The organism is Streptomyces sp. CA-146814 (assembly GCF_050942385.1).
Lineage (GTDB): Bacteria > Actinomycetota > Actinomycetes > Streptomycetales > Streptomycetaceae > Streptomyces.
This window is the reverse complement of the sequence record NZ_CP192068.1, coordinates 1,712,616-1,726,773: the sequence shown is the minus strand read 5'-3', so window position 1 is coordinate 1,726,773 and position 14,158 is coordinate 1,712,616. Positions and strand designations below refer to the sequence as shown.

At 68.7% G+C, this 14,158-nt stretch carries 12 protein-coding genes and 1 pseudogene; 5 read left to right on the top strand and 8 right to left on the bottom strand.

Features of this window, described 5'->3' with window-relative positions; all coding sequences use genetic code 11:
- Positions 1-70 precede the first annotated feature (70 nt).
- From glnII to ACQP09_RS07665, 3 genes and pseudogenes are all read right to left on the bottom strand, one after another.
- Positions 71-1,105, bottom strand: a complete 1,035-nt coding sequence (gene glnII, locus ACQP09_RS07675) for a glutamine synthetase (RefSeq protein WP_433396995.1) — start codon at positions 1,103-1,105, stop codon at positions 71-73.
- 153 nt (positions 1,106-1,258) lie between these two features.
- Positions 1,259-2,392 (bottom strand): ARPP-2 domain-containing protein, encoded by a 1,134-nt coding sequence (locus tag ACQP09_RS07670; RefSeq protein WP_433396993.1) that lies wholly within the window; start codon positions 2,390-2,392, stop codon positions 1,259-1,261.
- A pseudogene (locus ACQP09_RS07665) lies at positions 2,389-3,793 on the bottom strand (hypothetical protein). Before ACQP09_RS07665 ends, ACQP09_RS07670 begins: the two are co-directional and overlap by 4 nt.
- Positions 3,794-4,185: 392 nt before the next feature.
- Here ACQP09_RS07665 and ACQP09_RS07660 point away from each other — a divergent pair.
- Positions 4,186-5,118, top strand: coding sequence for a Gfo/Idh/MocA family protein (locus tag ACQP09_RS07660; protein WP_433396992.1), 933 nt, complete (start codon positions 4,186-4,188; stop codon positions 5,116-5,118).
- Between the two features lie 10 nt (positions 5,119-5,128).
- On the opposite strand, the gene ACQP09_RS07655 is transcribed toward ACQP09_RS07660, so the two are convergent.
- A complete protein-coding gene (locus ACQP09_RS07655; protein WP_433396990.1) occupies positions 5,129-6,571 on the bottom strand; it encodes a PLP-dependent aminotransferase family protein in 1,443 nt (480 codons plus the stop codon).
- Positions 6,572-6,618: 47 nt separating this feature from the next.
- On the opposite strand from ACQP09_RS07655, the gene ACQP09_RS07650 reads away from it, so the two are divergent.
- Entirely contained in the window at positions 6,619-7,116 is a 498-nt protein-coding gene (locus ACQP09_RS07650) for a carboxymuconolactone decarboxylase family protein (RefSeq protein WP_433396988.1), read from the top strand.
- An 11-nt stretch (positions 7,117-7,127) separates the two neighbouring features.
- On the opposite strand, the gene ACQP09_RS07645 is transcribed toward ACQP09_RS07650, so the two are convergent.
- Complete coding sequence (locus ACQP09_RS07645) at positions 7,128-7,490, bottom strand: arsenate reductase family protein (protein ID WP_433396986.1); 363 nt, start codon at positions 7,488-7,490, stop codon at positions 7,128-7,130.
- A gap of 119 nt (positions 7,491-7,609) precedes the next feature.
- Between ACQP09_RS07645 and ACQP09_RS07640 the strand changes: the two genes are divergently transcribed.
- Complete coding sequence (locus ACQP09_RS07640; RefSeq protein WP_433396985.1) at positions 7,610-7,915, top strand: hypothetical protein; 306 nt, start codon at positions 7,610-7,612, stop codon at positions 7,913-7,915.
- Positions 7,916-7,996: 81 nt separating this feature from the next.
- Here ACQP09_RS07640 and ACQP09_RS07635 read toward each other — a convergent pair whose 3' ends face one another.
- The gene (locus ACQP09_RS07635; protein WP_433396983.1) at positions 7,997-8,461 is read right to left on the bottom strand and encodes a hypothetical protein; all 465 of its coding nucleotides are present in this window, start codon (positions 8,459-8,461) and stop codon (positions 7,997-7,999) included.
- 164 nt (positions 8,462-8,625) lie between these two features.
- On the opposite strand from ACQP09_RS07635, the gene ACQP09_RS07630 reads away from it, so the two are divergent.
- Positions 8,626-9,192, top strand: a complete 567-nt coding sequence (locus ACQP09_RS07630; RefSeq protein ID WP_433396981.1) for a GNAT family N-acetyltransferase — start codon at positions 8,626-8,628, stop codon at positions 9,190-9,192.
- A 123-nt stretch (positions 9,193-9,315) separates the two neighbouring features.
- Positions 9,316-9,459 carry an HGGxSTG domain-containing protein gene (locus tag ACQP09_RS07625; RefSeq protein ID WP_433396979.1) on the top strand — a complete coding sequence of 48 codons (144 nt, stop codon included), beginning with the start codon at positions 9,316-9,318 and terminating at the stop codon, positions 9,457-9,459.
- A 60-nt stretch (positions 9,460-9,519) separates the two neighbouring features.
- Here ACQP09_RS07625 and ACQP09_RS07620 read toward each other — a convergent pair whose 3' ends face one another.
- The gene (locus ACQP09_RS07620; RefSeq protein WP_433396977.1) at positions 9,520-13,383 is read right to left on the bottom strand and encodes an HD domain-containing protein; all 3,864 of its coding nucleotides are present in this window, start codon (positions 13,381-13,383) and stop codon (positions 9,520-9,522) included.
- A 243-nt stretch (positions 13,384-13,626) separates the two neighbouring features.
- On the bottom strand, positions 13,627-14,157 hold the full coding sequence (locus ACQP09_RS07615; RefSeq protein ID WP_433396975.1) for an AAA family ATPase: 531 nt from the start codon (positions 14,155-14,157) through the stop codon (positions 13,627-13,629).
- Position 14,158 lies beyond the last annotated feature (1 nt).

The window sequence follows — 14,158 nt, the reverse complement described above, 5'->3', positions numbered from 1 at the left end:
CCGGCGGGCCCCTGGGACATCCGATGGGACACCCGTTGGGATGCCCGTCGGGGCATCCGTGGCGTCGGGATCAGACCTGGTCGGCCTTCTCCAGCGCGGTGCAGCAGGTGTCCACGATGAGCCGCGTGACGACGTACGGGTCGACGTTGGCGTTGGGACGGCGGTCCTCGATGTACCCCTTCTGGTCCTGCTCGACCTGCCAGGGGATACGGACCGAGGCGCCGCGGTTGGAGACGCCGTAGCTGTACTCGTTCCACGGGGCGGTCTCGTGCAGACCGGTGAGCCGGTCGTCGATGCCCGCGCCGTAGTTCTTCACGTGGTCCAGCGGCTTGGAACCCTCACCCAGCGACTCGCACGCGGTGATGATCGCCTCGTACCCCTCGCGCATCGCCTTGGTGGAGAAGTTGGTGTGCGCGCCCGCGCCGTTCCAGTCGCCCTTGACCGGCTTCGGGTCCAGCGTCGCGGAGACGTCGAAGTCCTCGGCGGTGCGGTAGAGCAGCCAACGGGCCACCCACAGCTGGTCGGAGACCTCCAGCGGGGAGAGCGGGCCCACCTGGAACTCCCACTGGCCCGGCATGACCTCGGCGTTGATGCCGGAGATCCCGAGCCCGGCGGCCAGGCAGTTGTCGAGGTGCTTCTCCACGATCTCGCGGCCGAAGATCTCGTCCGCGCCGACGCCGCAGTAGTAGCCGCCCTGCGCGGCCGGGAAGCCGCCCTCGGGGAAGCCGAGCGGCCGGTGGCCGTCGAAGAAGGTGTACTCCTGCTCGATGCCGAAGATCGGGGCCTGGCCCGCGAACTGCTCGGCGACCGGACGGAGCACGGCCCGGGTGTTGGACTCGTGCGGCGTCATGTCGATGTTGAAGACCTCGCACAGCACGAGGATGTCTTCACCGCCGCGGATCGGGTCCGGACAGGTGAAGACGGGCTTCAGCACCCGGTCGGAGGCGTGGCCCTCGGCCTGGTTGGTGCTCGAACCGTCGAATCCCCAGATCGGGAGATCCGCCACGTCGCCCGACGGCGTGCCGTCCATGATCTTCGTCTTGGAGCGAAGCTTGGCGGTCGGCTCGGTGCCGTCTATCCAGATGTACTCAGCCTTGAACGTCACGGACGCCATCCTTTGCGGGTGCAGCGGTCTATGCCGCGCAGCTTGGCAAGACGCGATTTCCCGTCCGTTGCCCGAGTGTGAACCCCGTGTTACCGAGGTTTCCTGCGATAAAAGGCCACCTTGTAGGGACTCGTCATATGTTGCCCTTGAGCCTCATACGTTGCCCTTGAGCAGCTGGGCGAACCCGGCGGCACGGATCCGCCGCACGAGTTCCTCCCGGCTCGACCCCAGCGTGGCGGCCGCCCGGGACAGCTCCCAGTCCGCGCCCGCGAGGACGTGCAGCAGATAGCCGCGCCGGATCTGGGCGTCGGAGAGCCGGAACGTCTTGAGGTAGGCGACCCGCCCCTTGTGGTCGGTGACCGTCTCGCCGATGTGCTGCCCGCTGCCGTCCCGGACGAACGGAGGCAGGAACCGCCACAGCGTGAACGACCCCATGCGGTAGACGCGGTCGAAGCCGTACGAGGAGTCCAGCAGCTCCCGCGCGAACAGGCTCTCGTGCGCCTCCTCCCACACCCGCTGCTGCCCCCGCGCGGCCGCCCGCAGTTCGGCGAGCGTACGGATGTGCGCCCCGTCCCCGAGCCGCGCCCCGAACTCCGGCACCGGCGCCCCGTACAGCGCGTACTGGTGCACCAGCTCCCCGTACAGGTCCTCCACCAGCGAGGCGTGCAGCAGCCGGTAGTCCTCCGGGTGCGGCACCACGAAGGCGGCGGCGAGCGCGTCGGAGACGTACACCATGACCCCGCACTGGTCCGGGTGGATCTCGAAGATCCGCAGCGCGTCCCCGAGCCCGCACACTGACCACCCGAGGTACGCGTCCTCCGCGCGCGGCGACAGCCCGTCGCGCAGCGCCCGGCGCGACCACTCCTCCCAGGCGGTGGACGGGCCGCCGAAGTGCAGCGCGAGGTACCCCTCCAGGGCCATATGGAGCGGCAGGAACCGCAGCCGGTCGCCGGGGCGGCGCTTGGCCATGCGGTGGAGGGGCGGCCGGGGCAGGCGAAGGCTACGGGGCGTGTCCGGCCCGCCGAACTGGGTCCCGTACGCGGCCGACTGCCCGCCCTGCCCTTCGGCGCCCGAGCCTGACCAGTCGGCGACCAGGCCGTCCGGGATGTACGAGACGTAGTGCGTACGGGTCCCGAGCTCGACGACCCCCGCCCCGAGCCCGTCATACACCTCCCGGTGCAGCCGGAGCCCCTCCACCGGCGCCTCACGCACCAGCGGTACGAGCCGGACGCCGCCCCAGACCTGCGAGGGCCGGGTGGTGAGCCCGGTCAGCTCCAGCCGGTTCACGCCACCGCCCCCTTCTCCGTCTCCTTCTTTCCCAGGAACAGCGCCGCCCGCCGGTCCAGATACGCGTGCAGCTCCGCCGCCCCGGTCCGGCCCTCCGCGAACCGGGCGATCTCCACCAGCGCGGGCAGATCCTCCGCGTCCCGGATCCCGGCCGTCGGCACCCCCGCCGCGAGCCGCCGCACGTCGAAACCGTCCGCGTCGTATACGGGGTTCACGTGCACCACCGCCGTCCGCCGCCCCGGATCCAGCCGCTGCCGCCACACCCGCAGCACCTCACCCGCCAGGCCCACCGGAGCGTTGTCCCAGCCGTCCGACACGATCACCAGCCGGTCCGGCTCCGCGCCACCGGGACCGGGCTCCAGCGCGTCCAGGACCCGCATCCCCAGCGGGGTCGGGCCCCACGGACGTACGAGCAGGGCGTCGTCCCGCCCCGAGGTCCACAGCCCCCGGTACGCACCCGGCGCCGCGAGCGCCTCCAACAGGTGGTGGCAGGCCAGAGCCACGGCGAGCGGCCGCCGCCGCTTCTGCCCCGACCCGGACGAGGAGAAGCTGTCGTCGAGCACCGCGTGCACCCGGCCCCAGCTCCCCGCGTGCTTCCCCGCGGTCCGGCGCGCGGCCGTGCGCAGCGCACCGGTCAGCTCGGTGCGCCGGGCGGCGCGCTGCTCGAAGGGGAGCGCGAGGACGTACAGCGCCAGCCGGGTCAGCGGCATCACGCCCAGGTCCACGTCCGGCCGCTGAGCCACGGCGTGGGTGCGCAGCCGCTCCAGCCGGGTCATCCTGGGCGCGGCCCGCTTCAGGAACGCCTCGCGCTCCATCCCGTGCCGGGCCGCGAACCCCTCCGCGACGGTGAACGGCAGCTCGGCCACGGCCCCCTGCTCGTAGTGGGCGCGCCGCCACGCGTCCAGCATCGGGTGCGCGTACCGCGGCAGCTTCCCCGGCCGGAACAGGAACGCCCCGATCTCGGCGAGCGGGCCCGTCCCCTGCGGGCACCGCAGATGGACATGGCGGGCGGCCGTCTTCACCCCGCTCCGGTACTTCACCGCGTCGTGCCCCAGATCCGGCCGGGCCGCCAGCCAGTCGCGCATGATCGCCCGGGTCCGCCGGTTGTTGAAGCCGGCCCTCGGTGCGCCGCTCCTCGGCGCTCGCCTCGCCCGCCGTTCCCAGCAGGCCGAGGACGATGCGGGCGGCGTTGTGGTCGTTGATGTCGAGGGCGAGGGAAGCGGCGTACACACGGCGGTAGTTGACCCGTACGTAGGCGTGCAGGAAGTCCAGCGACAGTTGCTGGTCGAGGGCGCCGGAACGGAACTCGCGCTGTCCGGTCGCGGTGATCGCCGCGTTCGCGAAGAGCAGGACGTCTTCGGCGGCGACGAGGTCGGCGAGCGTCTCGGGCGGCGGGTTCATGGACTTCCCCCAGTACGGACGGTGTTCATGCGCTTCCCCCGGTGCGGACGGTGTTCACGCACTTCCCCGGTGCGGACTGCGGACTGCGGATGCCGGCCGGGGAATGGAGGCGCGAACAACGAAATCATCGCTTCACAGGCACGTCCCGGTAGTCGCAGCCGAAGTCCCGCGGCCGGCCCCGGAAACGTAACGGGCCGCGCCCGCCGCGCGCCACCGCATTCGGGCGACGCCGCGCGCCGAGGCCGCACCGACGCGCCTGGTGGCGGCCGGCACGAGCTCGCACCGCTGTCCAGGCGCCGACCGGCACCAGCTCGCACCGCCGTCCAGGCACCGACCGGCACCAGCTCGCACCACTGTCCAGGCGCCGACCACCACCAGGCACACTGGCCCCCATGACGACACCCGCCACCCCCGCCTCCACCTCCGCCCCCACCCCCTTGCGCATCGGCCTCCTCGGCACCGGCCCCTGGGCGCGCAACACCCAGGCCCCCGCGCTCGCCGCCCATCCCGGCGTCGAGCTGAGCGGGGTGTGGGGCCGCCGGGCCGAGGCGGCCGAGGCCCTGGCCGCCGCCCACGGGACCCGGGCGTACACGGGGGAGGCGGGGATCGACGCGCTGCTGGAGGCGAGCGACGCGGTGGCGTTCGCGCTGCCGCCGGACATCCAGGCGCCGCTCGCGGTCCGGGCGGCGGAGGCGGGCTGCCACCTTCTGATGGACAAGCCGGTCGCCACGACGGTGGACGGGGCCCGCGCGGTCGCGGAGGCGGCGGAGAAGGCCGGGGTCGCCTCGGTGGTCTTCTGCACGCTCCGCTTCGCGCCGGAGACCACCGCGTGGATCGCCGAACAGACGGCGGTGGGCGGCTGGTTCACCGCCCGGGCGCAGTGGCTCGGCTCGCTCTACGCCGAGGGTTCGGCCAGCGAGTACGCCGACTCGCCGTGGCGGCGCGAGAAGGGCGGTCTGTGGGACGTCGGCCCGCACGCGCTCTCGGTGCTGATCCCGGTCCTGGGTGAGGTCGAGCAGCTGACCGCCGCCCGCGGCCCCGCCGACACCACCCACCTCATCCTGCGCCACACCTCCGGCGCCTCCAGCACGGTGGCCCTCGGCCTGAGCGCCCCGCCGGCCGCGGCGGGCATGGACATCGAGGTGCGGGGCGAGCACGGTACGGCCGCGGTCCCGGACTGGGATGGGGCGGAGGCGGCGTTCCGGGCAGCGGTGGACGCGCTGGCCGAAGCGGTACGTACGGGGGTGCCGCACGCCTGCGACGCCCGCTTCGGCCTCCGGCTGACGGAGCTGCTGGCGGAGGCGGAGACCCAGGCGGGCCGGTAGCCGGATCGGCTCACCCCGGAGGCGGAAGGGCCCGGCACAGGGCCTCCAACGCCTCCGGGTAGGCGTGTTCGGCAGGCGTGGCGTACCCCACGACGAGCCCGTCCCGCGCACCGTCCGCCTGCTCGCTGTCCGCCTGTTCGCCCTTCGCCGGCTCCGCCCCCGGATGCCGGTAATCGGCGAGCCCCTCCACCGCGAGCCCCTGCCAGGCCGCCGCCCGGACCACCGACCGCTCGGTGCCGGGCGGCAGCTCCACCACCGCGTGCAGCCCCGCCGCGATGCCGGTGACCCGGACGTGCGGAGCCCGGGACGCCAGCGCCGCCACCAGCTGGTCCCGGCGCCGCCGGTGGCGCTGGCGCATCCGGCGTACATGACGGTCGTACGCGCCCGAGTCCACGAAATCCGCCAGCGTCAGCTGATCGGTGGCGCTGGAGAACTGCTCGCGCTCGCCCTTCGCCGCGACGACGGGCGCCACCAGCCGCTCGGGCAGGACCATCCAGCCGATGCGCAGGGCGGGGGAGAGGCTCTTGCTCACCGACCCGAGCAGCACCACATGCTCGGGATCGAGTCCTTGAACGGCCCCCACGGGCTGGCGGTCGTAGCGGAACTCCCCGTCGTAGTCGTCCTCCACGACGAGCCCGCCGGAGGACCGCGCCCAGTCGACCACGGCCGCCCGCCGCGCGGGGTGCAGCGGACCGCCGGTGGGGAACTGGTGGGCGGGCGTGAGGAGGACGGCCCGGTCGCGGCGGGTCAGTTCACCGACCCGGGCCCCGTCGCCGTCCACGCCCACGGGCCGGGTGCCGACGCCGTGCGAGGCGAGCAGCTCGCGGTGGAACGGCAGCCCGTACGCCTCCGCCGCCCACGGCCCGCCCATGACGTCCGCCAGCAGCCGCAGCCCGTGCGCGGCGCCGGAACAGATCACGATGCGCTCCGGCGTGGCCCGTACGCCGCGTACCCGGGCCAGATAGCCGGCCAGCGCCCGCCGCAGCTCGGGCCGCCCGTGCGGATCACCGGGCCCGAACGCGTCGTTGGGTGCGGTGGCGAGCGCCCGCCGTGCCGAGGCCAGCCAGGCGGTACGCGGGAAGGCGGCGGGGTCCGGTTGCCCCTGGACCAGGTCGTGGACGGGGCGGGAGGGGCGTTCCGGGGTGCGCGGGCGGTGGGCCGGGGTGACGGGCGCGGCCCGCTCGGCGACCCGGGTGCCCGAGCCCTGACGGGCGGCGAGCCAGCCCTCCGCGACGAGCTCCGCGTAGGCGTCGGCGACGGTGTTACGGGCGAGGCCGAGGTCGGCGGCCAGGGAACGGTACGGCGGCAACCGCGTACCCGGGGCCAGCCGCCCACTGCGCACGGCCTCGCGGAGGGCGCCCATCAGGACGGCCCGGCGGTTCCCCGTACCGGAAAACTCCAACGGCAGATCGCTGCCCAGGATCTCCGCGGAATTGACCCACGATTCAGCCATCAGAATGCACCCCACAACCGGTCGCCTGCGCCCATAGATTCGTACCCATGACGACGACAGAGATCAAGCCGCAAAACCGCACCGCCACCCCCGCCCCCACCGCCCGGCTCAATTTCGCGAAGGCCGCCCCGAAGGTGTTCCGGGCGGTGATCGGCCTGGACGCGGCGGCCCGCGAGGGCCTGGACCCCACGCTGGTGGAGCTGGTCCAGATCCGCTCCTCGCACCTGAACCACTGCGCGTACTGCCTCCACATGCACACGAAGGACGCGCGGAAGGCGGGGGAGAGCGAGGAGCGGCTGCACATGGTGGCGGTGTGGCAGGAGGCGGAACACTTCTTCACGGAGCGGGAACAGGCAGCCTTGGCCCTGACGGACGCGGTCACACGGATCGCGGACGCGGGGGTCCCGGACGCGATCTACGCCAGGGCGGCGACGCACTTCACCGAGGAGGAGCTGGCCCAGCTCCTCGCCCTGATCCTCACGATCAACACCTGGAACCGCATAGCCCTCGCCACGGCGAAGCGAGCGGGCACGGACGAACGCTGACGCCCCCCTGGCTACCGGCGCCCCAACGCATCCCGCACGGCTTCCTCGCTCCGCGCCACCACGGCGGTCCCGTCGTCGGCGGTGATGATCGGCCGCTGGATCAGCTTGGGGTGCTCGGACAGGGCGGCGATCCACCGCTCCCGCGAACCGGCGTCCCGAGGCCACTCCTTGAGCCCGAGCTCCTTGGCCGCCGCTTCCTGTGTCCGCGTGATGTCCCAAGGCTCCAGGCCGAGCCGATCCAGAACGTCCTGGATCTCCTCTGCCGACGGCACGTCCTCCAGGTAGCGCCGGACGGTGTAGTCGGCCCCTTCGGCATCCAGCAAACTCACTGCGCCACGGCACTTGGAACAGGCCGGATTGATCCAGATCTCCATGGGGCCAAGGTTACGCGAGGGGTTGCCGAAGGCGCCTCTGGCCAGGGGCGATTGTCAGTGGGGGGCAGTAAAATGGAGGGAGTTCGTGAGGGTTCCACCACCCTGCCAGGAGGATGCCGATGGCCGTTGCCGCAGTCACGACCGAGCCGCTCGACCGACAGCTCCCGATGCCCTATCACCCGCCGCTGCCGACCCCGCCGACGAAGAAGCGCCTGCCCGCCGGCCGCCCCCGCGAGTGGTACGTCTCGCACAACCGCCGCCTGAAGGCCATGCGCCTGGCGATCGCCCTGCTGGACAGCGGGGTCTACCAGCCGGCCAGCGCCGGAAACCACAAGATACGGACCACCGCCGAGCGCCTCGGCATGCACCCGCCGTCCGACACCACGTGCCGCATGGTCCGCGCCCTGATCCGCTACGGCCGCTGACACCACCTGCCCGCCTGCCGACAGCCCTGTGCCCCCGGCCCGATGTTCGGACCGGGGGCACAGGCGCATGCCTGGCCGACGTCAGAAGCCGTTGCATGAGGCGCTGGCGAAGGCGCCCGATGCCGTGGCCGTGCGCGGTGCGTCGTCGTCCACCGTCACGGAACAGGCTGCCTTCCCGCCGGACTCGCCGAGGGTGATGTTCAGCGAACCTCCCTTCATGAACCCCTTCGTCGTGACCTCCTTGGTCCACGGCAGGCTCTGTGCCGTCTCCTGGCTTGTCGACATGTCGCCGTTCCGCCAGGTGGAGTAGGAGATGGAGACGTTCTCGGCCGTGCCCGTCACCTCGTACCGGATCCGGACCGTCCGTTCGCTCTCGTCCGAGACCCCCTTGAAGACCGAGGCGGCCACGGCAACGCAGCCGCCGATCACCAGGAGGGCCAGCACGAGCAGGATCCATGGCCATTTGCGTCGCTTCTTCGGAGGCGCGGCGGGGGGAGGGCCTGCCCAGCCGCCGCTCGAAGCCCCGTACGGGGACTGTTCACTCATCCTCACAGGCTCGGACGCACCCGTGCCCGCCGCCACTCGATGCCTCCGGTCTGCGTACACACAGTCGAATGCCTCTACTGTGACCGAATGACGACCGAGGTGATCACGCCGAAGAACGGACCCGGCCCCGGCCCCGCCCAGCGCCTCCACGCCGGGGGAGCACGATGAGCGACCTGTGGACCGGCGAGAGAGTACGCCTCCGAGGCATCGAACCCACGGACTGGGAGGGCTTCCGGGCCCTGGCCCTGCACACCGTGGACGCCCGCAACGCCGACGTGGTCGACCCCCCGCGCTCGGACGAGAGCTTCCGCACCTTGGTCGCCGACCGAGCCGACCGCCCCCCGAACCCGGCCGCGTACCAACTGGTCATCGAGACCCGCTTCGAGCACGCCTTCGTCGGCGCGGTGTCGGTCGGCGAGACGGACGCCCGCGCCGGCCGCTTCCGTACGGGCATCGAGGTCACCCGCGAACACCGCTGCCAGGGCTACGCGGCCGAGGCCACCGAACTGGTCCTCACCTACATGTTCGCCGAACAGCGCAGCCACAAGTGCGAGGTCGAGGTCTACGCCTTCAACGACGCCTCCCTCGCCCTCTACCGCAAACTCGGCTTCGTCGAGGAGGGCCGCCTACGCCAGCACGAGTTCTTCGCCGGCGCCTACCACGACGTGGTCCTGCTGGGCATCACGGCGGACGAGTACTGGGCTGGGCGGGCGCGGCCGTCGCTGCGCTGAGACCGAGTCGGGAACCGGTCGCCCTAGGCCTGAAATCAGCCGAAACGCACGGGTCGACGGACACAGAACATGCCCGCCCCTGACGATGCCTTCAGTGCACCGACCGACGGCACGGGAGGGCTCATGGGCAAGCAGGTCACGTGCGGATCGACGAAGACCACGACCGGCAAGCCGTGCAAGAACCCGGCGATGGTCGGCTACTCCCGGTGCCAACTGCACCGAGGCGAGTGGACACCACGCCAGAAGAGGAACACCAAGAAGCGCTGACCGCGCCAAATCCTTCCGGCCAAGTTCGCTGTCCGGCGACGGCTGACTCCCGACGGTCGTTCAGTGATCAGGTGCTTGGGGGCGTGGCAGGCGGGTCAAGGCTTCTCGGATCGTGTTGCCGAGGTTGGGCACCGAAAGGCCCAGCTGCGTCAGCCAGTCAACTGCTTGGGCGAGCGGGACTCGGCAGTGCGCGGCTCGCTCTAGCAGGTCCTGCAAGGGCAAATAAGATTCCTTCGAAAGATACATTCCTTCCTCTTGCCCAAAGGACAGTAGCTCGTGGGCCCTAGTCGAACTGAGCCCTGGCGGTAGGCTGGTGCACGACAGAGGAATTCCATAGCTTTCAATTCTTCTGGCGATTGTCTGGGGGCTATTGAATGTAGCTCTAGCCGCTGCTAGGACATGGGCGTAGGGCATGCTGTCGCCGGTGTAGACATCCCACCAAGAGCAAGGGCTTAACGTGGAGAGAAGCTGTGCGTCGAGCTCGTCCGGGGTTTCTGGGGCCACCATCGGTACGGTGAAACCGTACTTTCGCAGTCGCGTGATCACGTCTCGGAGAGGGCGATCTTTCTGCACGGCGTCGAGTATCAGCTGATAGGGGATCGGGCCTGGGGCAACCCAAACGGAGTGATCTTCGTCCGGGCTCTCGAAGATTGATAGATCGCCCATTGTTGCGTCGGAGGGAAAATGAACGGGGCCCTCGATACCCAGATCGTGATACTTGCGTAGTGCAGCCGCAGGGGTAACTTCCAGCTCGTGAGCAGCAATGAGTACCTGAGCGGGAGGCATCGGATTCTCAGCCACTAGCCAGGACTTTTGGTGGGCACAGTGGTCCCGCAGTAGTTTTACGATCTCTGAGTTGGCTCCGCCAGCCAGCCTGCCGGGCTCTGCCCGCAGCCCATACGATCGGTAGCGATCACAGATTTCGGTGACGGAGACGTCGAGTTCGACCGCGGCCTGTGCGATCCGGCCCAGTGGCACGGTATTTCCGGGGTCGAAGAATCCTGCCCCTGTGGTCTTGCCGTCGCGCAGCAACAGCGGTTCGTTCGGAATGGCTTCGGCGAGGGCAACGACCTGGTCCGACACTTTGATGCCCAAACCGTGCCAGAACGAGGCAACCTCACGTGGCGAGAGGTCGGTCTGCGCAGCTTTGGCGGCCAGGAGTTGGACGCCTGGCTGCGTGCTGCGGGAAATGAAGGAACGCTGGTGGTCGAGGGATTCGGAGAGCAGAGGGAGAATCCTGGTCAACTCGATGCGTTGATCCGGAAATCCTTCCGGTAGCAGGTCATGGATTCCGAGGCGTGCTGCTCGCGATGCCGCCTGACGTGGAGGTAAGTCAAATTTCTCGATAGCTGAAAGGAAATATTCAGTCTGAGATCGATAGCTGCCCCCGGTCCAATGCCAGTAGTCGCGGTCATCATCCATTGCGCTGAGTAGCAATTGATCAGATGGTAATGCGGTGAGGGTGGGGCTGGATTTTATGATCTCTGGGCAGAAAGTGCTCAGCTGACTTAGGATTCGCTGATCGCTATGGGCGATAATTCGCCACAGGTAGATGTAGTTCGGTGGATCGCCGACAGTGCGCCAGAGAGATTCCCGTCTGTCGGAGGCACTTCTGCGGATAATTTTATTCTCCGCATCCGAGGGGAAAATTCCTGTCGCTCGAATGTCCAGCTTCCGTACCCCGTCCGTCAGTTGCCGTCCTGTCTTCAATAGGGAAATGGTCAAGAGGTCGGCCAGGTCAGGGCTTTCATAAGCGATCCGATTTATCCATGTCAACTTTGGGAGGGATTCCTCTTGCGATGCCAAGGACTTTGAGGCCTCAATGAGTAGGCTGCGCAACAGAGGTGAGACGTCGTCGAGGACCTGCGCGCGGTCGGCGGAGAGGCGCGCGGGAGCATAGGCGCCCGTCAGGTTAACCACGACCCCGGTCAGCCCAGACTGCGAGGAAGACAAGACGCCCTTGCGATGGGTGGGCTGTACCACCAAGCCGTCCACTAGGAGACCACCCCCGTGTTCGGTCCAGGTGACTTGGACACCGGGTGGTGGCTCCGACCAGTCCACCTGGTCGCCGTGGGCATTGAGGCCGAAGCGCTCCCTGGAGGGTTGCTCTCTGCTGTGAAGGCGGCCCACTTCCCATGCCTTGTGGCGCCCGCCATCACGGGCCGACATAGGAAATTCCGCAATGCCCAGTAACTGGTCCAGCACATCGATGCTGGACCAACGTTCCTCTGCTGTCGGCGTCTCTCGCAGGTAGAGCCGGATCCGAGTGCCGGGCTCAGTACCCTGTTCGGCCGTCTTGACGATACGGAATAGATGACCCGGACCATGGATCGAGGCTTCCAGGACGGGACCAGGCCTGCCGTCCAACCCCATGCGGCAGGTCGTAACGGTAAGTTCGTCGGCCAGCATGAAGTAGCTGAGCACTCCGATGCCGAAACGGCTGTTGGGAAAGAGCTCCACCGGCGGGTCCAAGCGCCCCCATGCCGTGCGCTCCAGCTTGAAGTCGGGCTGATCGGCGAATCGGGCGCCGGCTTGGGAGAACACACCTCGCAGTTCGGCGTCTCCCATGCCGATGCCGTTATCACCGCACTCCAGGTAGAGACGGCCGTTCGCGTCCGACGCCTGCTCGAAGGTGATACGACCCTCGTAGGAATAGGACATCGGCTCGGTCCGGTCCAGGTATTGAGTCCTGGCGCGTCGGTATCGGCAGGCATCCAGGGCGTTCTGGTACAGCTCACGGACAGCCAGGTTCTGGTCCTTGTACAGCTGGACGCCCATCAACATTTCGCGGACTCTGCGTTCATCCAGACGGAAGGAGGCCCAACCATCGAAGATTCCGTTGGCGGGGCGTACGTTGTCTGCAGATAGCCGAGTGGGTAAGACCGGCATGGGATGGGTGAGCCGCTCCCGGGCAGTTCGGTGGACCCGGTGAAGGATGTCATCCGCCCGTGCGACGTGCGCTCGCAGCCCTTCGATGACAGCTTCATGATGGCAGTCGGCCCGCAACACGGGAAAGAAGGGTTGGCCTCCCCAGGTCGCATGCTCCAAGGTTTCACGAAGTCGGTCCAAGTCAACCGGACGGGGAATGCCAAGATGTTCCGCGACGATGTCCGGCATGGTCGCCATATCAACGCACGTTCCGTATGCCAGCGCGGTGATGAGAGCCACCCGCTGGTCACGAATACGCTGGTGGCCGGGGGCGCGAACCCGGTCATCGGACGGCAGACGTTCCAGGAATTCGGGGTTCGTTACGTCCGGACCACGGCGCACCCCGTGTAGTAAGCCGATCAAACGATCAGGACTGAGGACCTCTCCCAGTGCCCTGCCGTGTTCGCCAAGGAGACCGATCAGCTCCTGCACGCCATGACGATCCGCGTGGAACCCACGATGTAGCAACCACCGGTGGAAGATCCACCAGCCGACGGGGACTGCAGCCTCGGGCCTTAGCACCGTCCGATTGACCAGCAGGCTGTGCTCTTCCACAAACGCCTCGAAGGAAACCCGGTCAGCGTCCGCATGCGCGTCGTTCTCCAGGATCTCCGGGTTGACCGACGCGTAGCGTGCTGCCACGCGCATACAGTTGGCCGCATACAGAAACGGTGCGAGGACGAGCAGGGCGGCTTCCGCTGCGTATAAATCGAGTGGTGCCGTCGCGTTTGGTTCCCCCAGCAGCCATTCAACTCGTTCCGCGAACCGTACGGCCATGCCCGGGTCTTGCCATGGATCGCTTGCGAGGTCGGCGTGGGAATCATCGCGCAGCATGGTCAGCTTTTCCACCACTCCGATGACGTGGTTCTGGAACGCCGACAGGTCCCGCGTCGGCGGTACGTGATCCCATACCCTGGAATGAGCAGCCGCCTGTATCCATGGGTCTGTGTGCAGCGCTGCATCTCCGCCATCATGATGGTCGTGCTGAAACTGCACGTGGATGGAGTGCGCCTGGAAGACAGGCCCATGCATCGTTCCGCCTGAGATCCGGTTGCTGGTCCCGCTGTCCTCGGTGTTGATCGGCAGGCCTCACGATCGTTGACTGCGCCGTTGGGTGACCCGGCTGGGCTGCCCATGCTAAGCCTGATCGTGGCTACGGTTGGAAGCGAATGTAGACATCGGAGAAGGTGCCGAGCGTCCTGAACGCCATGACGTTGGAGCTTGTGACCCAGCCTGGTGCTAGGCCTGTCCATACCTCTTCGTGGACAGCGCCGCCATGAGCACGGCCAGGTCTCCGGTGTAGACGATGACGTGTCCATCGTCGGCCGGGGGATCGAATCGGGCGAAGAAGTCGTCCAGGGCTTCGGGTGTGACTGTGAGCGCGTTGGCGTCGTCGCGCATATTGCGCTCGGCGAGGCGCTTCAGTAGCTCTTCCCGACTGGCAGGGAGGTAGACCACGACCGGGTGGCCGCCTGCTTCGCGGGCGGCCTGCTGCCAGGCGTCACGCTCCTCGCGCAGCCACAGGCCATGGTCCAGGACGATGTCGTTCCCGGCCTCCAGCTCCTTGGCGAACCGGTGACGGATCGCCTCGACCACGGGTCGTTGGCGCTCGAAGTAGGTGTGCTCGGGGTAGTCGACTCCGTATCGGCCGTGGAGGCGATGCACTTCCTCGTCCACGGACAGCCGTGTGTAGCCATGGTCGGCCAAGGCTTGGGCGACGGTTGTCTTCCCGGAGCCGGTGATGCCTACCAGAAGAACGGCGAGGGGCACG